General features: G+C 70.2%; 14 protein-coding genes. 11 read left to right on the forward strand and 3 right to left on the reverse strand.

The annotated features are described in order from the left end of the window. Window positions 1-12: 12 nt before the first annotated feature. Together pknB and ACLQ2Q_RS03265 are read right to left on the reverse strand one after the other, a co-directional pair. On the reverse strand, window positions 13-1,956 hold the full coding sequence (gene pknB / locus ACLQ2Q_RS03260) for a Stk1 family PASTA domain-containing Ser/Thr kinase (protein ID WP_425817886.1): 1,944 nt from the start codon (window positions 1,954-1,956) through the stop codon (window positions 13-15). A gap of 70 nt (window positions 1,957-2,026) precedes the next feature. Then, complete coding sequence (locus ACLQ2Q_RS03265; RefSeq protein WP_425817888.1) at window positions 2,027-3,262, reverse strand: LysM peptidoglycan-binding domain-containing protein; 1,236 nt, start codon at window positions 3,260-3,262, stop codon at window positions 2,027-2,029. Between the two features lie 229 nt (window positions 3,263-3,491). On the opposite strand from ACLQ2Q_RS03265, the gene ACLQ2Q_RS03270 reads away from it, so the two are divergent. Further along, complete coding sequence (locus ACLQ2Q_RS03270; RefSeq protein ID WP_425817890.1) at window positions 3,492-3,842, forward strand: Rv2175c family DNA-binding protein; 351 nt, start codon at window positions 3,492-3,494, stop codon at window positions 3,840-3,842. 15 nt (window positions 3,843-3,857) lie between these two features. Here ACLQ2Q_RS03270 and ACLQ2Q_RS03275 read toward each other — a convergent pair whose 3' ends face one another. Beyond that, window positions 3,858-4,952 carry a polyprenyl synthetase family protein gene (locus ACLQ2Q_RS03275; RefSeq protein ID WP_425817892.1) on the reverse strand — a complete coding sequence of 365 codons (1,095 nt, stop codon included), beginning with the start codon at window positions 4,950-4,952 and terminating at the stop codon, window positions 3,858-3,860. 65 nt (window positions 4,953-5,017) lie between these two features. Between ACLQ2Q_RS03275 and ACLQ2Q_RS03280 the strand changes: the two genes are divergently transcribed. From ACLQ2Q_RS03280 to ACLQ2Q_RS03325, 10 genes are all read left to right on the forward strand, one after another. After that, window positions 5,018-5,395, forward strand: a complete 378-nt coding sequence (locus ACLQ2Q_RS03280; protein ID WP_425817894.1) for a DUF3040 domain-containing protein — start codon at window positions 5,018-5,020, stop codon at window positions 5,393-5,395. A 204-nt stretch (window positions 5,396-5,599) separates the two neighbouring features. Next, window positions 5,600-6,031 carry a division/cell wall cluster transcriptional repressor MraZ gene (gene mraZ, locus ACLQ2Q_RS03285; protein WP_425817896.1) on the forward strand — a complete coding sequence of 144 codons (432 nt, stop codon included), beginning with the start codon at window positions 5,600-5,602 and terminating at the stop codon, window positions 6,029-6,031. 103 nt (window positions 6,032-6,134) lie between these two features. Continuing rightward, on the forward strand, window positions 6,135-7,088 hold the full coding sequence (rsmH, locus tag ACLQ2Q_RS03290; RefSeq protein ID WP_425817898.1) for a 16S rRNA (cytosine(1402)-N(4))-methyltransferase RsmH: 954 nt from the start codon (window positions 6,135-6,137) through the stop codon (window positions 7,086-7,088). After that, on the forward strand, window positions 7,085-7,675 hold the full coding sequence (locus ACLQ2Q_RS03295; protein ID WP_425817900.1) for a hypothetical protein: 591 nt from the start codon (window positions 7,085-7,087) through the stop codon (window positions 7,673-7,675). Before rsmH ends, ACLQ2Q_RS03295 begins: the two co-directional genes overlap by 4 nt. A 4-nt stretch (window positions 7,676-7,679) precedes the next feature. Next, window positions 7,680-9,470, forward strand: coding sequence for a peptidoglycan D,D-transpeptidase FtsI family protein (locus ACLQ2Q_RS03300; RefSeq protein ID WP_425817902.1), 1,791 nt, complete (start codon window positions 7,680-7,682; stop codon window positions 9,468-9,470). A gap of 40 nt (window positions 9,471-9,510) precedes the next feature. After that, on the forward strand, window positions 9,511-10,923 hold the full coding sequence (locus ACLQ2Q_RS03305) for a UDP-N-acetylmuramoyl-tripeptide--D-alanyl-D-alanine ligase (RefSeq protein ID WP_425817904.1): 1,413 nt from the start codon (window positions 9,511-9,513) through the stop codon (window positions 10,921-10,923). Beyond that, window positions 10,920-12,029, forward strand: a complete 1,110-nt coding sequence (gene mraY / locus ACLQ2Q_RS03310; RefSeq protein ID WP_425817906.1) for a phospho-N-acetylmuramoyl-pentapeptide-transferase — start codon at window positions 10,920-10,922, stop codon at window positions 12,027-12,029. Before ACLQ2Q_RS03305 ends, mraY begins: the two co-directional genes overlap by 4 nt. Further along, window positions 12,026-13,618, forward strand: a complete 1,593-nt coding sequence (gene murD, locus ACLQ2Q_RS03315) for a UDP-N-acetylmuramoyl-L-alanine--D-glutamate ligase (RefSeq protein ID WP_425817908.1) — start codon at window positions 12,026-12,028, stop codon at window positions 13,616-13,618. The genes mraY and murD overlap by 4 nt, the downstream gene beginning before the upstream one ends. Window positions 13,619-13,679: 61 nt before the next feature. Then, complete coding sequence (gene ftsW / locus ACLQ2Q_RS03320; RefSeq protein WP_425817910.1) at window positions 13,680-14,864, forward strand: putative lipid II flippase FtsW; 1,185 nt, start codon at window positions 13,680-13,682, stop codon at window positions 14,862-14,864. Continuing rightward, on the forward strand, window positions 14,861-15,934 hold the full coding sequence (locus tag ACLQ2Q_RS03325; RefSeq protein ID WP_425817912.1) for a UDP-N-acetylglucosamine--N-acetylmuramyl-(pentapeptide) pyrophosphoryl-undecaprenol N-acetylglucosamine transferase: 1,074 nt from the start codon (window positions 14,861-14,863) through the stop codon (window positions 15,932-15,934). Before ftsW ends, ACLQ2Q_RS03325 begins: the two co-directional genes overlap by 4 nt. The last annotated feature ends 9 nt before the right edge of the window (window positions 15,935-15,943 follow it).

The raw sequence follows: 15,943 nt of genomic DNA on the forward strand, positions 1-15,943 counted from the left end.
TCGTGCAGCTGATCAGAACGAGCCCCTGATGCGCAGGGATATCGTGCTGCCGCGCCGGACGAGGTCACCGGCTTCCGGGTCCTGGGCCTCGACCTCCGTGGCGGCGTCGAGGATCACGTCCCACAGAGTGTTGTATTCGAACGCGAACCCCTCAGCCGTGAGGGCGGCCTTGGCCTCGTCGCGCGTCATGCCGACCACGTCTGGGACCGCGACCGGTTCGGGGCCCTTCGATACGGCGAGGGTGACGCTGTCGCCCGGACTGAAGCTTCCGCCACCGTCGCGCTCGACGATGTAGACCACCAGGCCGGCGTCGAGGTCGTCGCGGAACTCCTCTCGCGTTCCGGCGACGGAGAGCTCCTTCTCGGCGAGGATCCCGGTCGCCGCCTCGACGCTCTCCCCGTAGACGTCGGGGAGCGGCCCCGCCGAGACCGACAAGCTCGCGGTGTCGCCCTCGAACGCGTCGCAGCCCTGCGTGCAGTCGACGGGGTCGCCACCGGCTCGCGGTGCGACCGAGATCGCGATGACGGTGCCGGACGCGGCATCCGTGAAGAGCTCCACTTCGGGTTCGGCGAGGGTCAGGTTGATGCCCTGAAGCGCGGCGCGGGCGTCCTCTGCCGTGGCGCCCCCGAGTGCGGGCACCGTCTGGGGCTGCGGACCCTGGGAGATCAGCACCGTCACACTCGCGCCTTTGTCGACGCGGGCGCCCGGCTCCGGGTCCGTCGTGACCGCGAGGCCCGGTTGGACATCGAGGCTGTAGGCGGACCCTTCGACCGCCACGAGGGAGTCTTCGGCGAGGCGAGCCTGCGCGTCCGCGAACGCCTGGCCCGTGACATCCGGAACCACCGCGAGCGAGCCGGGGCCGGATCCGAGCCACCAGCCGATGCCCCCGGCGAGCGCCGCGAGCAGCAGCACGATGGCGACGATCCAGCCGCCTCGCCTGCTGCGCTTCTTCGTACGCCGGCGCAGGAGCGTGGCGTTGTCGGCATCGCCCACGGTCGCCGCGGGCCCCGTGACGCTGGCGGGCAGCACCTTCGTGACGTCGCCGGTGGCACCGTCGTCGAGGGTCGGGATGCCGGTGGTGACGGCCGTGCGCGACACGATCGGGGTCACCCCGAGCTCGCGCTCGATCTCCCGCAGCCGGTCGAGCATCTGCTGGGCGTCGTTGGGCCGTTCATCGGGGGACTTCTCGGTCGCCCAGAGGACGAGCTCGTCCAGCGGCTCGGGCACGGAGGGGTTCCTGACGCTCGGTCGCGGCACGGAATCCGTCGCGTGCTGGTAGGCGATCTGCATCGGCTGCTCGCCCTTGTAGGGCTGCTCGCCGACGAGCATCTCGTAGAGCATGATGCCGAGGGCGTAGATGTCGCTGCGGGCATCCGCCATACCGCGGGTGACCAGCTCGGGCGCGAGGTAGGCGATCGTCCCGAGCAGCTGCTGGCCGGTCGCGGTGTTCGCGGTCGTCGCCCTGGCGAGCCCGAAATCGCCGATCTTGATGCGGCCGTCCTCGGCCAGCAGCACGTTCTCGGGCTTCACATCGCGGTGCACGATGCCCGCGCGGTGCGCCGCGGCGAGGCCCGAGAGCACGGCATCCATGATCGTGATCGTCTGGGTGATCGTGAGTCGGCGCTGCTCGCGCATCAGCTCGCGCAGGGTGATCCCCGGCAGGTACTCCATGACCAGATAGGCCATGTCGCCGTCCTGCCCCTGATCGAAGACATTGACGACGTTCGGGTCGGCCAGGCGCGCGGCCGCCCGTGCCTCCTGGATGAACCGGCTCTGGAAGACGGCATCGTCGCTGAGGTGCCCGTGCATGACCTTCAGGGCGATCCGTCGCTCGAGCCGAAGGTCGGTGGCGACGTATACGGTGGCCATGCCGCCACGGGCGATGCGGGCGCGCACGCGGTACCTGCCGTCGACAAGCCGCCCGATCAGCGGGTCGGCTTGCTGGCTCGTGCTCACGGGGAAAGTCTACGGAGGCCCGGGCCTCCGACCCCGCAGCGGCTCACCCCGCACGGGGGCCGCCGGGCGTTCAGCCCAGCGCGGCGAGCCACTGGTGGGCCGCCGCTTCCCAGGCGCCGTACCGGTCGGGGTACGCCGAGATCTGAACCGCCTGGGCCGCCTCAGTGAAGGGCATGCTCTCCCAGCCCGGGATGTCGAGCAGCCCGCGCGTGAGGTGGCCGTTGGGGTCTCCGCTGCCTCCGTAGAACGCCTGCGTGGCGCGCGTGGCATCCGACACCTGGGCCTCTGTGCCCCAGCCGGCGCTCGGGCGCTGCTGGAAGAGTCCCAGCGAATCGCGGTCGCCCCAGTCGAGGTTGCGCATCGACGATTCGACCATCGCCGTTGCGAGCGCGATCGCGATGCCTCGCTGGGACACCCCGAGCTGGCGGCCGATGCCGATGATCAGGTGCGCGTTGGCGACCTGTTCGGCGTCGAGCACGGCGGATTGCTGAGGCGGCGGTCCCGCCGGGGCAGGGGCCGGAGCCGGGGCCGGGACGGTGGCGACGGCGAGCGTCATCGCCCCCGGAAGCGTGAGGACCTCGCCCGGGTAGATGATCGATGAGCGGGTGAGTCCGTTCGCATCGAGCACCGCCTGGGTCGTCGTGCCGTACTTGTTCGCGATACCGCTGATGGTGTCGCCTGCACCCACGGTGTGCGTGGACGCGGCGGCCGGCGGGGCGGCGGGGGCGGCCGGCGGGGCCGCGGGCTCCGGCGGCGCGGATGCCGGCGCACCCGAGATCGCGATGGTCTGACCCGGATAGATGATGGACGAGGCGTCCAGCCCGTTGGCCGCGAGCACCGCGGGCACAGTGGTGCCGTACTTCTTGGCGATCCCGCTGATCGTGTCACCCGCCGCCACAGTATGGCTTCCGGCCGGAGCAACGGGAGCCGTCGGCGGGGGAGCGACCACCGTTGCGGGAGGTGTCGGTGCAGCCGGGGCGGCGACCGTGGTGCCCGAGAGGACGAGTACCTGTCCGGGGTGGATGACGCTCGACGAGGAGAGCCCGTTCCACGCGAGCACGTCGGCTGTTCGCAGCCCGAAGCGCTGGGCGATCGCGAAGACGCTGTCTCCTGACACGACGACATGGGAACCGGGGGCCTCGACCGCGTGGGGACGAAGCTGCGGGACGGCCCCCGGCCGCATCGCGAACGCCTTCGGCAGGGCGCCGGGCACCCCTGGGGCGCGCACCTCGCGTTCCACCCCGGCCGCGGGCGTGGCGCCCAGTGAGAGCGCGATGGAGCCGACGATCGCGGCGGGCACCGTCATCCGTGCATAGGGGCCCCCGCGGGGCCGCGTTTGTGTGCTGCGTCTCAAGGTTTCCCCCCGTTTCGACCTTCGAACCGTGTCACGGATGTTATGCGGTGTCAACGTTTGGTATGCAGAGTTACTGGTGTGACAGAAGTGAAACCGGCCCCGGACGCACGCGAACCGCCGCCGACGCAGCCTGACGGAAACGTCCGTGCGCGCAGACGCGGCGTGGTGGCACACTGGATGCGTGCCCGGAGATTCCACGCCGACCTATCCGACCGACTGGCTGACCCTGCCCGATCTCGTCGCCGTCACCGGCGAGTCACCGGGGCGCGTCCGCCGCCTCTTCGACGAGAACATGCTCGTCGGCTCCCGCCGCGACGGAACCTTCAAGGTGCCCTCGGTGTTCCTCGTCGACGGCGAGCCCCTCTCCTCGCTGCGGGGCACGATCTTCGTGTTGCACGATGCCGGCTTCACCGACGACGAGATCATCGACTGGCTGCTCAGCCCGGACGACTCCATCGGTCTCGCTCCCATAGAAGCGCTCCTCGCGGGGCGCAAGAGCGAAGTCCGCCGCGTCGCCCAGTCGCTCGCCTGACCCTTCCCGGCGCGGCTAGGACGTGCGAGCCGTCGCCGCCCGCGCCAGGTCACGCAGCTCGCCGACGGCGGCATTGTCCAGCCGAGCGCCCGACAGCGCGCGATCGGCCTCGTGCGCGTAAGAGGAGATGAGCTCCTCGACGCGGTGCAGTGCGCCGGTGTCGATGATCGTGCGCTGAAGCGATGCGATCTGTTCGCTGTCCAGCGTGGGATCGCCGATGAGCTCGTCGACGACTCGGCGGGCGGATGTCGGAAGTCCCTCGCGCGTGAGCGCGACGAGCACGGTGCGCTTCCCCTCCCGCAGGTCGTCGCCTGATGGCTTCCCGGTGACGCTCTCGTCGCCGAACACGCCGAGCACGTCGTCCCTCAGCTGGAAGGCGAGGCCGACGGGGTGGCCGAAGGCGCGCAGCGCTTCGAGCTGTGCGGGATCTGCTGCGGCCAGCGATGCGCCGATCAGCAGCGGCTGCTGGACGCTGTAGCGGGCCGACTTGAGGGATGCCACCCGCAGCGCGCGCTCGGCGTGCCGGTCATCCGGCTCTGTCACGAACGCGGACTCCTCGGCGATGTCGAGGAACTGGCCGATGGTGACGTCGCGCCGCATCAGCGCGTACTGGCGCCGCGCCGCCGCAGCGGTCGCGGCATCCCTGCTCTCCAGGCCCTGCTCGAAGAGGTCATCGCTCCATGCGACGAGAAGGTCGCCGAGGAGGATGGCGGCGGAGCGACCGAAGGATCCGGCGTTCCCCGCCCATCCCGCGTCGCGGTGCAGCGCCTCGAGCGCGCGGTGCGCGGCGGGTCCGCCGCGGCGGGTGTCGGAGTTGTCGATCACGTCGTCGTGCACGAGCGCGGCGGCATGGAAGATCTCGAGTGCGGCCCCGGCCGAGACGACCGCGTCACTCGAGGCCGGATCCGCTCCCCGCGCCGACGAGACGGCGCGCCACCCGGCGAAGCAGAACCGCGCCCGGAGCCGCTTGCCACCGGTCAGAGCTGCCGCTCCCGCATCGACCAGAGCAGCCGCCTCCGGCCCCATCTCGGCCGATTCGACCCGCATTTCCTGCACGAACCTTTCCAGACGCTGAGAAACCGCTTCGATCGGGTGCGGAGAGGCTGACACGGGCCTAGCCTAGTAATCCTGGCGGCGCGTAGACTTGACGCCTAGGTGGAAATCAAGGGGGACGAATGCCACTCTCCGAACAGGAGCAGCGTCTGCTCGACGAGATGGAGCGGCACCTGCTGCGCAACGACGCGGATGTCGTCAGCGCTCCGACCGGTGCGCGCTCGCTCAGCTATCGCAACATCGTCTACGGCACGATCCTCGTGCTCGCGGGCCTCGGCGCTCTCGTCGTCGGCGTGTCCACGCAGCTCATCTGGGTCGGCGTCGTCGGCTTCGTGCTGATGCTCGGCGGAGTCATCCTCGCAGTGACCCCCATGCGCGGCGCGGCGACCGACAGCGCGCGATCGACCGGGGCACGCGCCTCGACGCCGAGCCGAACGTCCACCTCCTTCATGGACCGGATGAACGACCGCTGGGATCGTCGCCAGGGCGGCGACCGCTAAACCCAGGCTTCCGAACGCACCGACCTCCGGGTCGGTGCGTTTTTTTGTGCGCGCGGATTTCCTCCACCCCGATCGGCGCCGTGATCCCGCGGTTCACGGAGCCCGTTTGCGCCCGCGCGCAGCCGTTGCCATAGACGAGTGGAGCGAAGTGGAGTAAAGTGGAGCAAACCTCGAGGGTGGGCCGGAAAGAGGGGGTGATGGCCGATGCTGCTGGGAACTCACACCCCCAAGCTCGACGACAAAGGTCGCGTCATCCTCCCCGCGAAGTTCCGGGAAGATCTCGCCGGCGGCATCGTCGTCACCCGTGGGCAAGAGCGCTGTCTTTACGTCTTCAGCTCGACGGAGTTCGAGGCGGTGCACGAGCGCATCCGGCAGGCACCGCTCAGCAACAAGCAGGCGCGCGACTTCCTGCGCATGTTCCTGTCCGGAGCGAGCGCCGAGATGCCCGACAGCCAGAACCGCATCACGATCCCGGCGCCCCTTCGCGCGTATGCCGGTCTGGAGAAGGACCTCGTCGTCACCGGCGTCGGGGCGCACGCCGAGATCTGGAACGCCGACGCCTGGAACGACTACCTGGCGGGCAACGAGTCCACGTACAGCGAGATGGAGCAGGAGGTGATTCCGGGTCTCTTCTAGGCCCCCGTTCGTGATCTCCAGCCGCTCCGCCCTGACGCCACTTCCCCGGCGCCAGGTCTGAGAGCGGAGGGGGATCAGGATCGGGGGATCGGACCCCGACATCATGAACCTCCGCGACATCCACACACCGGTCCTCCTCGAGCGCTGCATCGAACTGCTCGCGCCGGCCCTCTCGCACGACGGCGCCGTGCTCGTCGACGCCACGCTCGGCATGGGCGGTCACTCCGAGGCCTTCCTCGAGCGCTTCCCCGGCATCCACCTCATCGGGCTCGACCGCGACCGCGACGCCCTCCGCATCGCGGGCGAGCGGCTCGCACCCTTCGGCGACCGCGTCACCCTCGTGCACACCGTCTACGACGGGATCGTCGAGGCGGTGGACTCCGCCGGGTTCGAGAAGGCGGATGCCGTGCTGTTCGACCTCGGCGTCTCTTCGCTGCAGCTGGATGTCGCCGACCGCGGGTTCGCGTACTCGCAAGACGCCCCGCTGGACATGCGGATGGACCAGACGACCGGACCCACGGCGGCCGACGTCCTCGCCACCTACAGCGAGGGGCAGCTGCGCGCGATCTTCGAACGGTACGGCGAGGAGAAGCTGTCTGCGCGCTACGCCCGATCCATCATCGCCGCACGGCGGGAGGCGCCGATCGAGCGCTCCGGCCGGCTCGTCGAAATCCTCGTCGCAGCGACCCCGGCCGCCGCCCAGCGCGCCGGTCATCCGGCGAAGCGGGTGTTCCAGGCGCTGCGCATCGAGGTGAACGCCGAGCTCGCGGCGGTGGAACGCGCGATCCCCGCGGCGCTCGAGGTGCTGCCGGTCGGGGGACGCATCGTCGTGCTCTCGTATCAGTCCCTCGAGGATCGCATCGTGAAGCGGGCGCTGTCGGCGGCCACGGCGTCCACCGCTCCGTCCGGGCTTCCCATCGAGCTGCCGGAGCACGCCCCACGCTTCCGGCTGCTGGTCAAGGGCGCCGAGCTCGCCGGCGAAGAGGAGCGCGCGCGCAATCCGCGCGCCACTCCCGTGCGACTGCGGGCCGCCGAGAGAGTGAGGGATGCCGCATGAGTGCCGCCACCGCATCCACCTCGAGCCCGGAACGCCTCCCCTCCGTCTCGCCACGTCCCGCACCGGCGCGACGGCTGCGCGCCGTCGACGCGCTCGCACCACGGCGCAAGCGCCCTCGTCTGGCATACGCGATCGTCGCCGTCGCAGGAGCGATCGCCATCGGAGCCGCGCAGATGGCGCTGTCGATCGGTACGACGCAGGCCTCGTACGAGATCGCCCAGCTGAACACGCAGGTGCGCGATCTGACCTATCAGAAGCAGGCGCTCTACGACGATGTCGCCGGCCTCAGCTCGCCGCAGTATCTGGCGGCGAACGCCGCGGCGCTCGGCATGGTCATCAACGCCGCGCCCACCTACCTCCGGCTCAGTGACGGCGCGATCATCGGGACGAGCGAGGTGGCCGCCCCCACCTCGACCGTGGATGCCGTCGGCCGCAGCGAGGTCGCGAACGCACTCGTCGCCGACACGCCGCTCATCACGGCGCCCGACGCCACGATCCAGGGCGCGCCCGTCGAGACGGAGCTGCTGCTGGACGGGACCCTTCCCCAACCATTGACCGAGGGTCTGCCGACCCCGAGCACCCGGTGAGGTCATGAGCACCAGAGCCACGAGAAGCCCTCGCCGCCGCACGGTCGTAGCCCTCGGAGTCGTGCTCGCGATCCTGATCGCCTTCGTGGTGCGCCTGGTCGACATCCAGGTGGTGAACGCCGACGACCATGTCGCCGACTCCGTGCGCATGAGTCTCGGCGCATCGCGCACGCTGTACGGCACGCGAGGCCCGATCGTCGACGAGACCGGAGACGTTCTGGCCGGCAGCATCCTGCTCTACGACGGTCAGCTCGACCCCTCGAACGTGGGGCCGGTCGAGCGCAAGGCGGCGGACGGCACAGAGGTCGAGGTTCCCTGGGAGCAGACGTCCGCCGAGATCGCCGCGATCACCGGGCAGACCGCCGAAGACGTGCAGAAGATCGTCGCCGACGCGCGGGCCGACAACCCCAACTCTCAGTGGGCGCTCCTGATCCGCGGGCTCAGCACCGAGCAGTTCCGCGCACTGGCCGACCTCGAGCTGCCTTTCCTCTCCTTCGCGCCGCACCCTGCCCGCACGTACCCCGACGGCGCCGTCGGGGGCAACCTGGTGGGCTTCGTCGGCACGGACGGCGACGCCCTCGCCGGCCTCGAGCTGACCCAGGACGGCTGCCTCACGACCGAGGACGGGCACGAGTCCTACTCGGTGGGCAAGGACGGGGTGGTCATCCCGGGAACGCTGAAGACCGAGCCGGCCACAGACGGCGGCACGCTGCAGCTCACGATCAACCGCGACCTGCAGTGGTACCTGCAGCAGATGATCGCGGAGGAGGTGCAGAACCAGGCCGCGCAGTTCGGCACGGCGTTCGTCGTCGAGGTGGCCACGGGCAAGGTGCGCGCCGCGGCCGAGTACCCCTCGGTCGACCCCAACAACGTCGACGCCTCCGTCCCCGATGACCGTGGCAGTCGCATCTTCACGACGTACTTCGAACCCGGCTCCACATTCAAGGCGATCACCGCGGCGACGCTGCTCGAAGAGGGTGCGGCCACGCCGCTGACGACGGTCACGGCCTCGAGTTCGGAGTCGTTCCCCAACGGCGCCCGCATCAACGATCACTTTTCTCACCCCGCGCTGACCTACACGCTCACCGGGGCGCTCATCGACTCCTCCAACGTCGCCCTGTCGAAGTTCGGCAGCATGGTGTCGCCCGAGGTGCGGCACGACTGGCTCGAACGGTTCGGTGTCGGCAGGACGACCGACATCGGCTTCCTGGGGGAGGAAGCAGGAGAGCTGCACCCCGTCTCCGAGTGGGACAACCAGACGCTGTACACGACCACCTTCGGCCAGGCGTTCACCGTGACCGTGCCGCAGGTCGCGAGCGCGTACCAGACCATCGCGAACGGCGGGGTGCGGATGCCGCTCACGATGGTCGAGGGGTGCACACAGGCCGACGGAACCCTCGTGAAGCCTGAGCTCCCCGGCCCCGAGCGCATCATCAGCGAGACCACGGCGAAGACGACGTCGCTGATGATCGAGAACGTCGCCGTGCAGGGCGGTCTGGCCGAGTCGATCGCCGTGCCCGGCTACCGCATCGCGACCAAGACGGGGACGGCGCAGAAGTACGATCCCGTCACCAAGGGCTACAAGTCCGGCGTGTACTACACGTCGATGGTCGGCTTCGCGCCCGCAGACGACCCCGCGTACGTGGTGATGGTCACCCTCGACGAGCCGACTAAGGTAACCTCGTCTGCGGCCACCGCGCCCGCGTTCCAGAAGGCCATGACCCAGGTTCTCAAGACGTATCGCGTGATGCCGTCCTCGAGCGCAGAGCCCGAACTTCTTCCCAAGTACAAGTGACCCGCGGCGTCCGCCCGCGCACGTCCGGAGGATCGCCCCCATGATCGCGATGACGCTGGCCGAGATCGCCCGGGTGACGGGTGGGCAGCTGCACCCGGCGAGTGGCGACGAACCCGGCACGGTGATCTCCGGCGTCGTCGACACCGACTCCCGCAACATCGCCCCCGGCGGAATCTTCGTGGCGAAGCCGGGCGCCGAGACCGACGGCCACCTGTTCGTCGGCAAGGCCGTGACGGCGGGTGCGGCGCTGGCGCTCGTCGAGCGGCACGTTGACGATGACGTCTCGCAGATCGTCGTACCCGATGTCGTGGCGGCACTCGCCGCCCTCGCAGAAAAGGTCGTCGCCCGGGTGCGCGCGAGCGGGCACCTGCGGGTCGTCGGCATCACCGGATCCAACGGCAAGACGACGACGAAGAATCTGCTCGCCCGCATCCTCTCGGGCGAGGGCGAGACCGTCGCTCCGATCGCCTCGTTCAACAACGAGGTCGGGGCGCCGCTCACCATGCTGCGGGTGACCGCATCGACGCGCTTCCTGGTGAGCGAGTTCGGCGCCAGTGCTCCGGGCGAGATCGCGCGGCTGGCGGGTCTGGTGACGCCCGACGTCGGTGTCGTGCTCATGGTCGGCATGGCCCACGCCGGCGGCTTCGGCGGTATCGAGGCCACCGTGAAGGCCAAGCAGGAGCTCGTGGAGGCGGTCCGGCCCGGCGGGCTCGCCGTGCTCAACGTGGACGACGCAAGAGTGGCATCGATGGCCGCGACCGCCAGCGAACGGGGCCTCGCGGTCCGCTGGTTCGGATGCGGGGAATCCGCTGACGTGCGCGCCGACGACATCGACGTCACCGCGCGCGGCACGGTGCTCACCGTCACGGCGGACGGGGCATCCGCGCCCCTGCGCCTTCGGGTGCTCGGCGCTCATCACGTGATGAACGCCCTCGCGGCGATCGCCGCCGCCACCGCCCTCGGCGTCACACTCGAGGACTGCGTCGCCCGGCTGGAGACGGTGGAGATCGCCGAGCGCTGGCGTATGCAGCCGCTGGGCTCCGAGCGGGTCCGGATCATCAACGACGCCTACAACGCCAGCCCGGACTCGATGGCGGCGGCCCTTCGCACCCTCGCGCAGATCACCGGTCCCGGCGAGCGGTCGGTGGCGGTGCTCGGCGCCATGAGCGAGCTCGGGGAGTACGCCGAGGACGAGCACGACCGCATCGGACTGCTCGCCGTGCGGCTCGGCATCCGGCGCATCGTCGTCGTCGGAGGCGACGCCCGCCGCATGTTCCTGGAGGCCGTCGCTCAGGGATCGTGGGACGGCGAGGCCGTCTTCTTCCCCGATGCGGATGCCGCGTTCGAGTACCTGCGCGGTGAGCTGCGGGAGGGCGACCGGGTGCTGGTCAAGTCCTCCAACTCGGCGGGCCTGCGGCACCTGGGCGATCGTCTGGGAGACTTGTTCTCGTGAGATCACTCCTGATGGCGGCGGCGATCTCCCTCTCGTTCACGCTTTTCCTCACGCCCGTCTTCCTTCGTCTGTTCCGCAAGTGGGGCTGGGGACAGGTCATCCGCACCCCCGAAGCCATCGAGAACCCGAGCCACGGCGAGAAGCGCGGCACCCCCACCATGGGCGGCACCATCTTCATCGTGGGAACGCTCGTCGGCTATCTGGTCGGCGGCTACATGGGGAACAATCCACCGACCGTCTCCGGCTGGCTCGTCGTGTGGATGATGGTGGGCTTCGGCATCGTCGGCTTCATCGACGACTTCATGAAGGTCCGGAGTCAGCGAAGCCTGGGGCTGTCGGGCTGGCGGAAGATCCTCGGCCAGGTTCTCGTGGCCGTCCCGTTCGGCATCCTCGCCCTGGGTTTCCGCAACAGCGCCGGGGAGGCGCCGGCCTCTCCGTACGTGTCCATCTTCCGTGACGTGCCGGCGCTGTCGTTCTTCGCCGTCGGCCTGGTGCTCGGGTGGATCCTCTACCTGCTCTGGATCACGTTCATCGGCGTCGCGTTCTCGAACAGCGTGAACGTCACCGACGGGCTCGACGGCCTCGCGGCCGGAGCCGGCATCTTCGTCGTCGGCGCCTACAGCCTCATCGCGTTCTGGCAGTTCCAGCAGGTGTGCACGGGCGAGGGGCTCGCTCCGGCGCTGCAGCCCGCCTGCTACAACACGCGGGACCCCTTCGACCTCGCGATCGTGTCGGCCGCGTTCATCGGCGCCCTCATCGGATTCCTGTGGTGGAACGCGCCGAAGGCGAACGTCTTCATGGGGGATGTCGGATCCATGTCGATCGGCGGGGTGATCGCCGCGATGGCGATTCTGACCCGCACCGAGCTGCTCGCCGTGCTCGTCGCCGGCGTCTTCGTCATCGCGCCGGGCTCCGTCATCCTGCAGCGGCTGTACTTCAAGCTCACCCGCGGCAAGCGGCTCTTCCTGATGAGCCCGCTCCACCATCACCTCGAGATGCGGGGCTGGCCCGAGATCACGATCGTCGTGCGGATGTGGATCATCGCCGGGATGCTGGCGGTGTCGGGCATCGGGCTCTTCTACGTCGAGTGGCTCTCGCGCACATGAGCCCATCCCGCCTGGACTCGCTCACGAGCTGGCACGCGGACTGGCACGGGCTGCGGGTCGTCGTGCTCGGACTCTCGGTCACCGGCTTCTCGGTCGCGGACACACTGGTGGAGCTCGGTGCGGACGTGCTCGTGGTCACCGAGCGCGCCGACGAGGAGTACGCGCGGCTGCTGCCGGTGATCGGCGCCGCGCTCTGGGAGGGTCCGCTGGATGACGTGCCCGGCGCGCTCACGGCGCAGCGACCGGATGTCGTCATCGCCTCCCCGGGCTTCGCCCCCGCGCATCCCGTCATCGCGTGGGCCCTCCGCACCGGCGTGCCGCTGTGGGGCGACGTCGAACTGGCGTGGCGGGTGCGGGACAAGGTCCTCCGCCCCGACGGCTCGTCCGCGGCGTGGGTGCTCGTCACGGGCACCAACGGCAAGACGACGACCACCCGGCTCGCCGCATCGATGATGGTCGCGGGGGGCATGCGCGCGGCGCCGTGCGGCAACATCGGCGTCCCCGTGCTCGACGCTGTCCGGGACCCGGCCGGCTTCGACGCCCTGGTGGTCGAGCTCTCGAGCCACCAGCTCTGGTACCTCGGGCTCTCCGAGCCCGCCGGCCAGCTCTCGCCCCACGCCAGCGTGTGCCTCAACCTCGCCGATGACCACCTGCTCTGGCACGGATCATTCGACGCCTACCGCGATGCCAAGGCCGTGGTCTACCGGAACACCCGCGTCGCGTGCGTCTACAACAAGGCGGACATCGCCACTCAGGCGATGGTGGAGGACGCCGAGGTCACCGAGGGCGCCCGGGCGATCGGGTTCGACCTCGGGGTACCGGGGCCGAGCGACCTGGGCGTCGTGGACGGCATCCTCGTCGACCGCGCGTTCCTCGAGGAGCGCCGCACGTCGGCGCTGGAGCTCACCACCGTCGCGGACCTCGCCGCCCGTGGACTTGCCGCGCCCCACATGGTCGCGAACGTGCTCGCGGCGAGCGCCCTCGCGCGGGCGCTCGGTGTGGAGCCGGCCGCGATACGCGACGCCCTGGACGGATTCCGGCTCGACCCGCACCGCATCGAGGTCGTCGCCGCGGCCGCCGGTGTGGTCTGGGTGGATGACTCCAAGGCGACGAACCCCCATGCCGCTGCTTCCTCGCTGGCGGCCTTCCCCGGCGCCATCTGGGTCGTCGGGGGACAGCTGAAGGGTGTCGACATCGGCGATCTGGTCGCGCGGCGGGGGGCGGCGAGCAAGGCGGCGATCGTGATCGGGGTGGACCGGGCCGAAGTGGTCGCGGCGTTCGCGCGACACGCGCCCGCGGTTCCCCTCTTCGAGGTCGACCACGATGAGACTGGAGACGTCATGGCCCGTGTCGTCGAACTGGCGGCGGCGATCGTGCACGACGGGGACGTTGTACTGCTGGCCCCCGCCGCCGCATCGTTCGACCAGTTCACCGACTACGGCGACCGCGGCCGCCGGTTCGCCGGGGCCGTGCGGGACTGGATCGAGAGAGGGACTGCACGTGGCGACGACGCAGACCCCGGCGACGAGTACCCCGAGGGCGAAGGCTCCGGCGACGAGCACCTCGAAGGCCCCGAAGCCGGCCGATAGGCCCCGCTCCCGCCCCGCGCCGCTCCCGGACTCCGCGCCCAAGCGCGGCCTCGCGGCGCGCGTGTCGCTCGGCCGGGTCTTCGCGCCGGTGCCCAGCGAGTTCCTGCTGATCGCCTCGACGGCACTGATGCTCACCGGGTTCGGGCTCGTGATGGTGCTCTCGGCGACGTCGGCGACGTCCACCGCATCCGGAGCCGGCCCCTACGATGCCGTCATCCGCCAATCCGTATTCGCACTGATCGGCGTGCCGCTGATGTTCATCGCCAGCCGGTTCCCGATCAGCTTCTGGAAGCGGATCGCCTGGCCGGCGCTCTTCGCGACGGTGGTGTTCCAGCTGCTCGTGTTCACTCCGCTGGGCTTCGAGAACGCCGGAAACCGCAACTGGATCGTCATAGCGGGAGTCCAGGCTCAGCCCTCCGAGTTCCTGAAGCTCGGTCTCGCCCTGTGGGTGGGGTACGTGCTGTTCCGCAAGCAGACGCTGCTGGGGCTCTGGCGGCACGTGTTCATCCCGCTCGTACCCGTGGCCGTGCTCGTGATCGGGTCGGTCATGGCCGGTGACGACCTCGGCACCGTGATGATCCTGGTGCTCCTGGTGCTCGGTGCGCTGTTCTTCTCCGGCGTCAAGCTGCGCATCTTCATCCTTCCGCTGCTCGGTGCGGCCGCGGCCGTCGCCTACTTCGCCGTGACCAGCCCCGACCGCGTGCGGCGGTTCCTCAGCTTCCTCAACCCGAACTGCCTCGCCGACTACTACAACGACTGCTACCAGCCGCTGCACGGCATCTGGGGCCTCGCGGGTGGTGGCGTCTTCGGCCTCGGCCTCGGCAACTCCAAGGAGAAGTTCGACTGGCTCCCCGAGGCGCAGAGCGACTACATCTTCGCGATCGTCGGCGAGGAGCTCGGGCTCATCGGCTGCGCCGTGGTGCTCGCGCTGTTCGCCCTCTTCGCCGTGGGGGCCTTCCACGTGATCCGCAAGACGGACGACCCCTTCGTCCGGATCGTCTCCGGTGCCATCACGGTCTGGATCCTCAGCCAGGCGCTCATCAACATCGGGGTCGTGCTGCGGGTGTTCCCCGTGCTGGGCGTCCCGCTGCCGTTCATGTCGCAGGGCGGCACCGCCCTGATGTCGGTGCTGATCGCCTGCGGCGTGCTGCTCTCGTTCGCCCGCTCGCTCCCGGTCCGGACGGCGGGTCGCGCGCGGGCCACGCGTCCGCCGCGATCCGCGAGGCGTGCGAAGATTCCGGCGTGACGACTTACCTTCTGGCCGGCGGGGGAACCGCCGGCCACGTCAACCCGCTGCTCGCCGTGGCCGATGGCCTGCGCGCGCGGGATGCCTCCGCGGACGTGCTCGTGCTCGGAACGAGAGAGGGTCTGGAGGCGCGCCTCGTACCCGAACGCGGCTTTGAGCTGGTGTTCGTCGACAAGGTTCCGTTCCCCCGGAGGCCCGACCGTGCCGCCGCCGCGTTTCCCACGCGCTTCCGCCGTGCGATCTCTCAGGTGCGCACGATCATCCGCGAGCGCGGGGTGGACGTCGTGGTGGGTTTCGGCGGCTACGCGTCGGCACCGGCCTATGTGGCCGCGCGCCGCGAGCGCGTGCCCGTCGTGGTGCACGAGGCGAACGCGCGGCCGGGGCTCGCGAACGTCCTGGGCGCGCGGCGGGCCGCCGGTATCGGCGTGGCGTTCGAGGGGACGCCGCTGCGCGGCGCGCGCGTCGTCGGGATGCCGCTGCGCCGCGAGGTCGTCGAGCTCGATCGCCGGGGGATGCGGTCCGAGGCGGCCGCGTTCTTCGGGCTGGATGCCGGGCGTCCCACCCTGCTGGTCTTCGGCGGGTCGCTCGGCGCGCAGCGCCTGAACGAGGCCCTCGCGGGCTCGTGGCGCGACATCCTGGCGGCCGGATGGCAGCTCATCCACGTCACGGGTGAGCGAGCGACGCTCGAGGACCCCGGCGTCCCCGGCTACGCGATGCGGCGCTACGTCGACCGGATGGACCTGGCCTTCGCCGCCGCGGATGCGATCGTCTCGCGAGCGGGAGCGGCGACGGTCAGCGAGATCAGCGCTCTCGGCATCCCGGCCATCTACGTCCCCTATGCGGTCGGCAACGGCGAGCAGCGGCTGAACGCGCGCTCGGCGATCGAGGCCGGCGCGGCAGTCCTTCTGGAGGACGCCGGGTTCACGGCCGATCGGGTGCGCAGCGATGTCATTCCACTGCTGACCGATCGCGGCCGGATCGACGCGATGGCCGCGGCCGCGGCATCCATCGGCACCCGCACCGGCACCGAGAACGTGATCGCGATGGTCGACGAGGCACTCGCGCGCTGATCCCGGCCT

The organism is Microbacterium sp. DT81.1, assembly GCF_049844955.1.
Classification (GTDB): domain Bacteria; phylum Actinomycetota; class Actinomycetes; order Actinomycetales; family Microbacteriaceae; genus Microbacterium.

Coding starts and splice junctions, on each gene's coding strand:
- ACLQ2Q_RS03265 (WP_425817888.1), bottom strand. CDS start 3,262: ATGACGGTGCCCGCCGCGATCGTCGGCTCCATCGCGCTCTCACTGGGC.
- ACLQ2Q_RS03280 (WP_425817894.1), top strand. CDS start 5,018: ATGCCACTCTCCGAACAGGAGCAGCGTCTGCTCGACGAGATGGAGCGG.
- mraZ (WP_425817896.1), top strand. CDS start 5,600: ATGCTGCTGGGAACTCACACCCCCAAGCTCGACGACAAAGGTCGCGTC.
- rsmH (WP_425817898.1), top strand. CDS start 6,135: ATGAACCTCCGCGACATCCACACACCGGTCCTCCTCGAGCGCTGCATC.
- ACLQ2Q_RS03295 (WP_425817900.1), top strand. CDS start 7,085: ATGAGTGCCGCCACCGCATCCACCTCGAGCCCGGAACGCCTCCCCTCC.
- ACLQ2Q_RS03300 (WP_425817902.1), top strand. CDS start 7,680: ATGAGCACCAGAGCCACGAGAAGCCCTCGCCGCCGCACGGTCGTAGCC.
- ACLQ2Q_RS03305 (WP_425817904.1), top strand. CDS start 9,511: ATGATCGCGATGACGCTGGCCGAGATCGCCCGGGTGACGGGTGGGCAG.
- murD (WP_425817908.1), top strand. CDS start 12,026: ATGAGCCCATCCCGCCTGGACTCGCTCACGAGCTGGCACGCGGACTGG.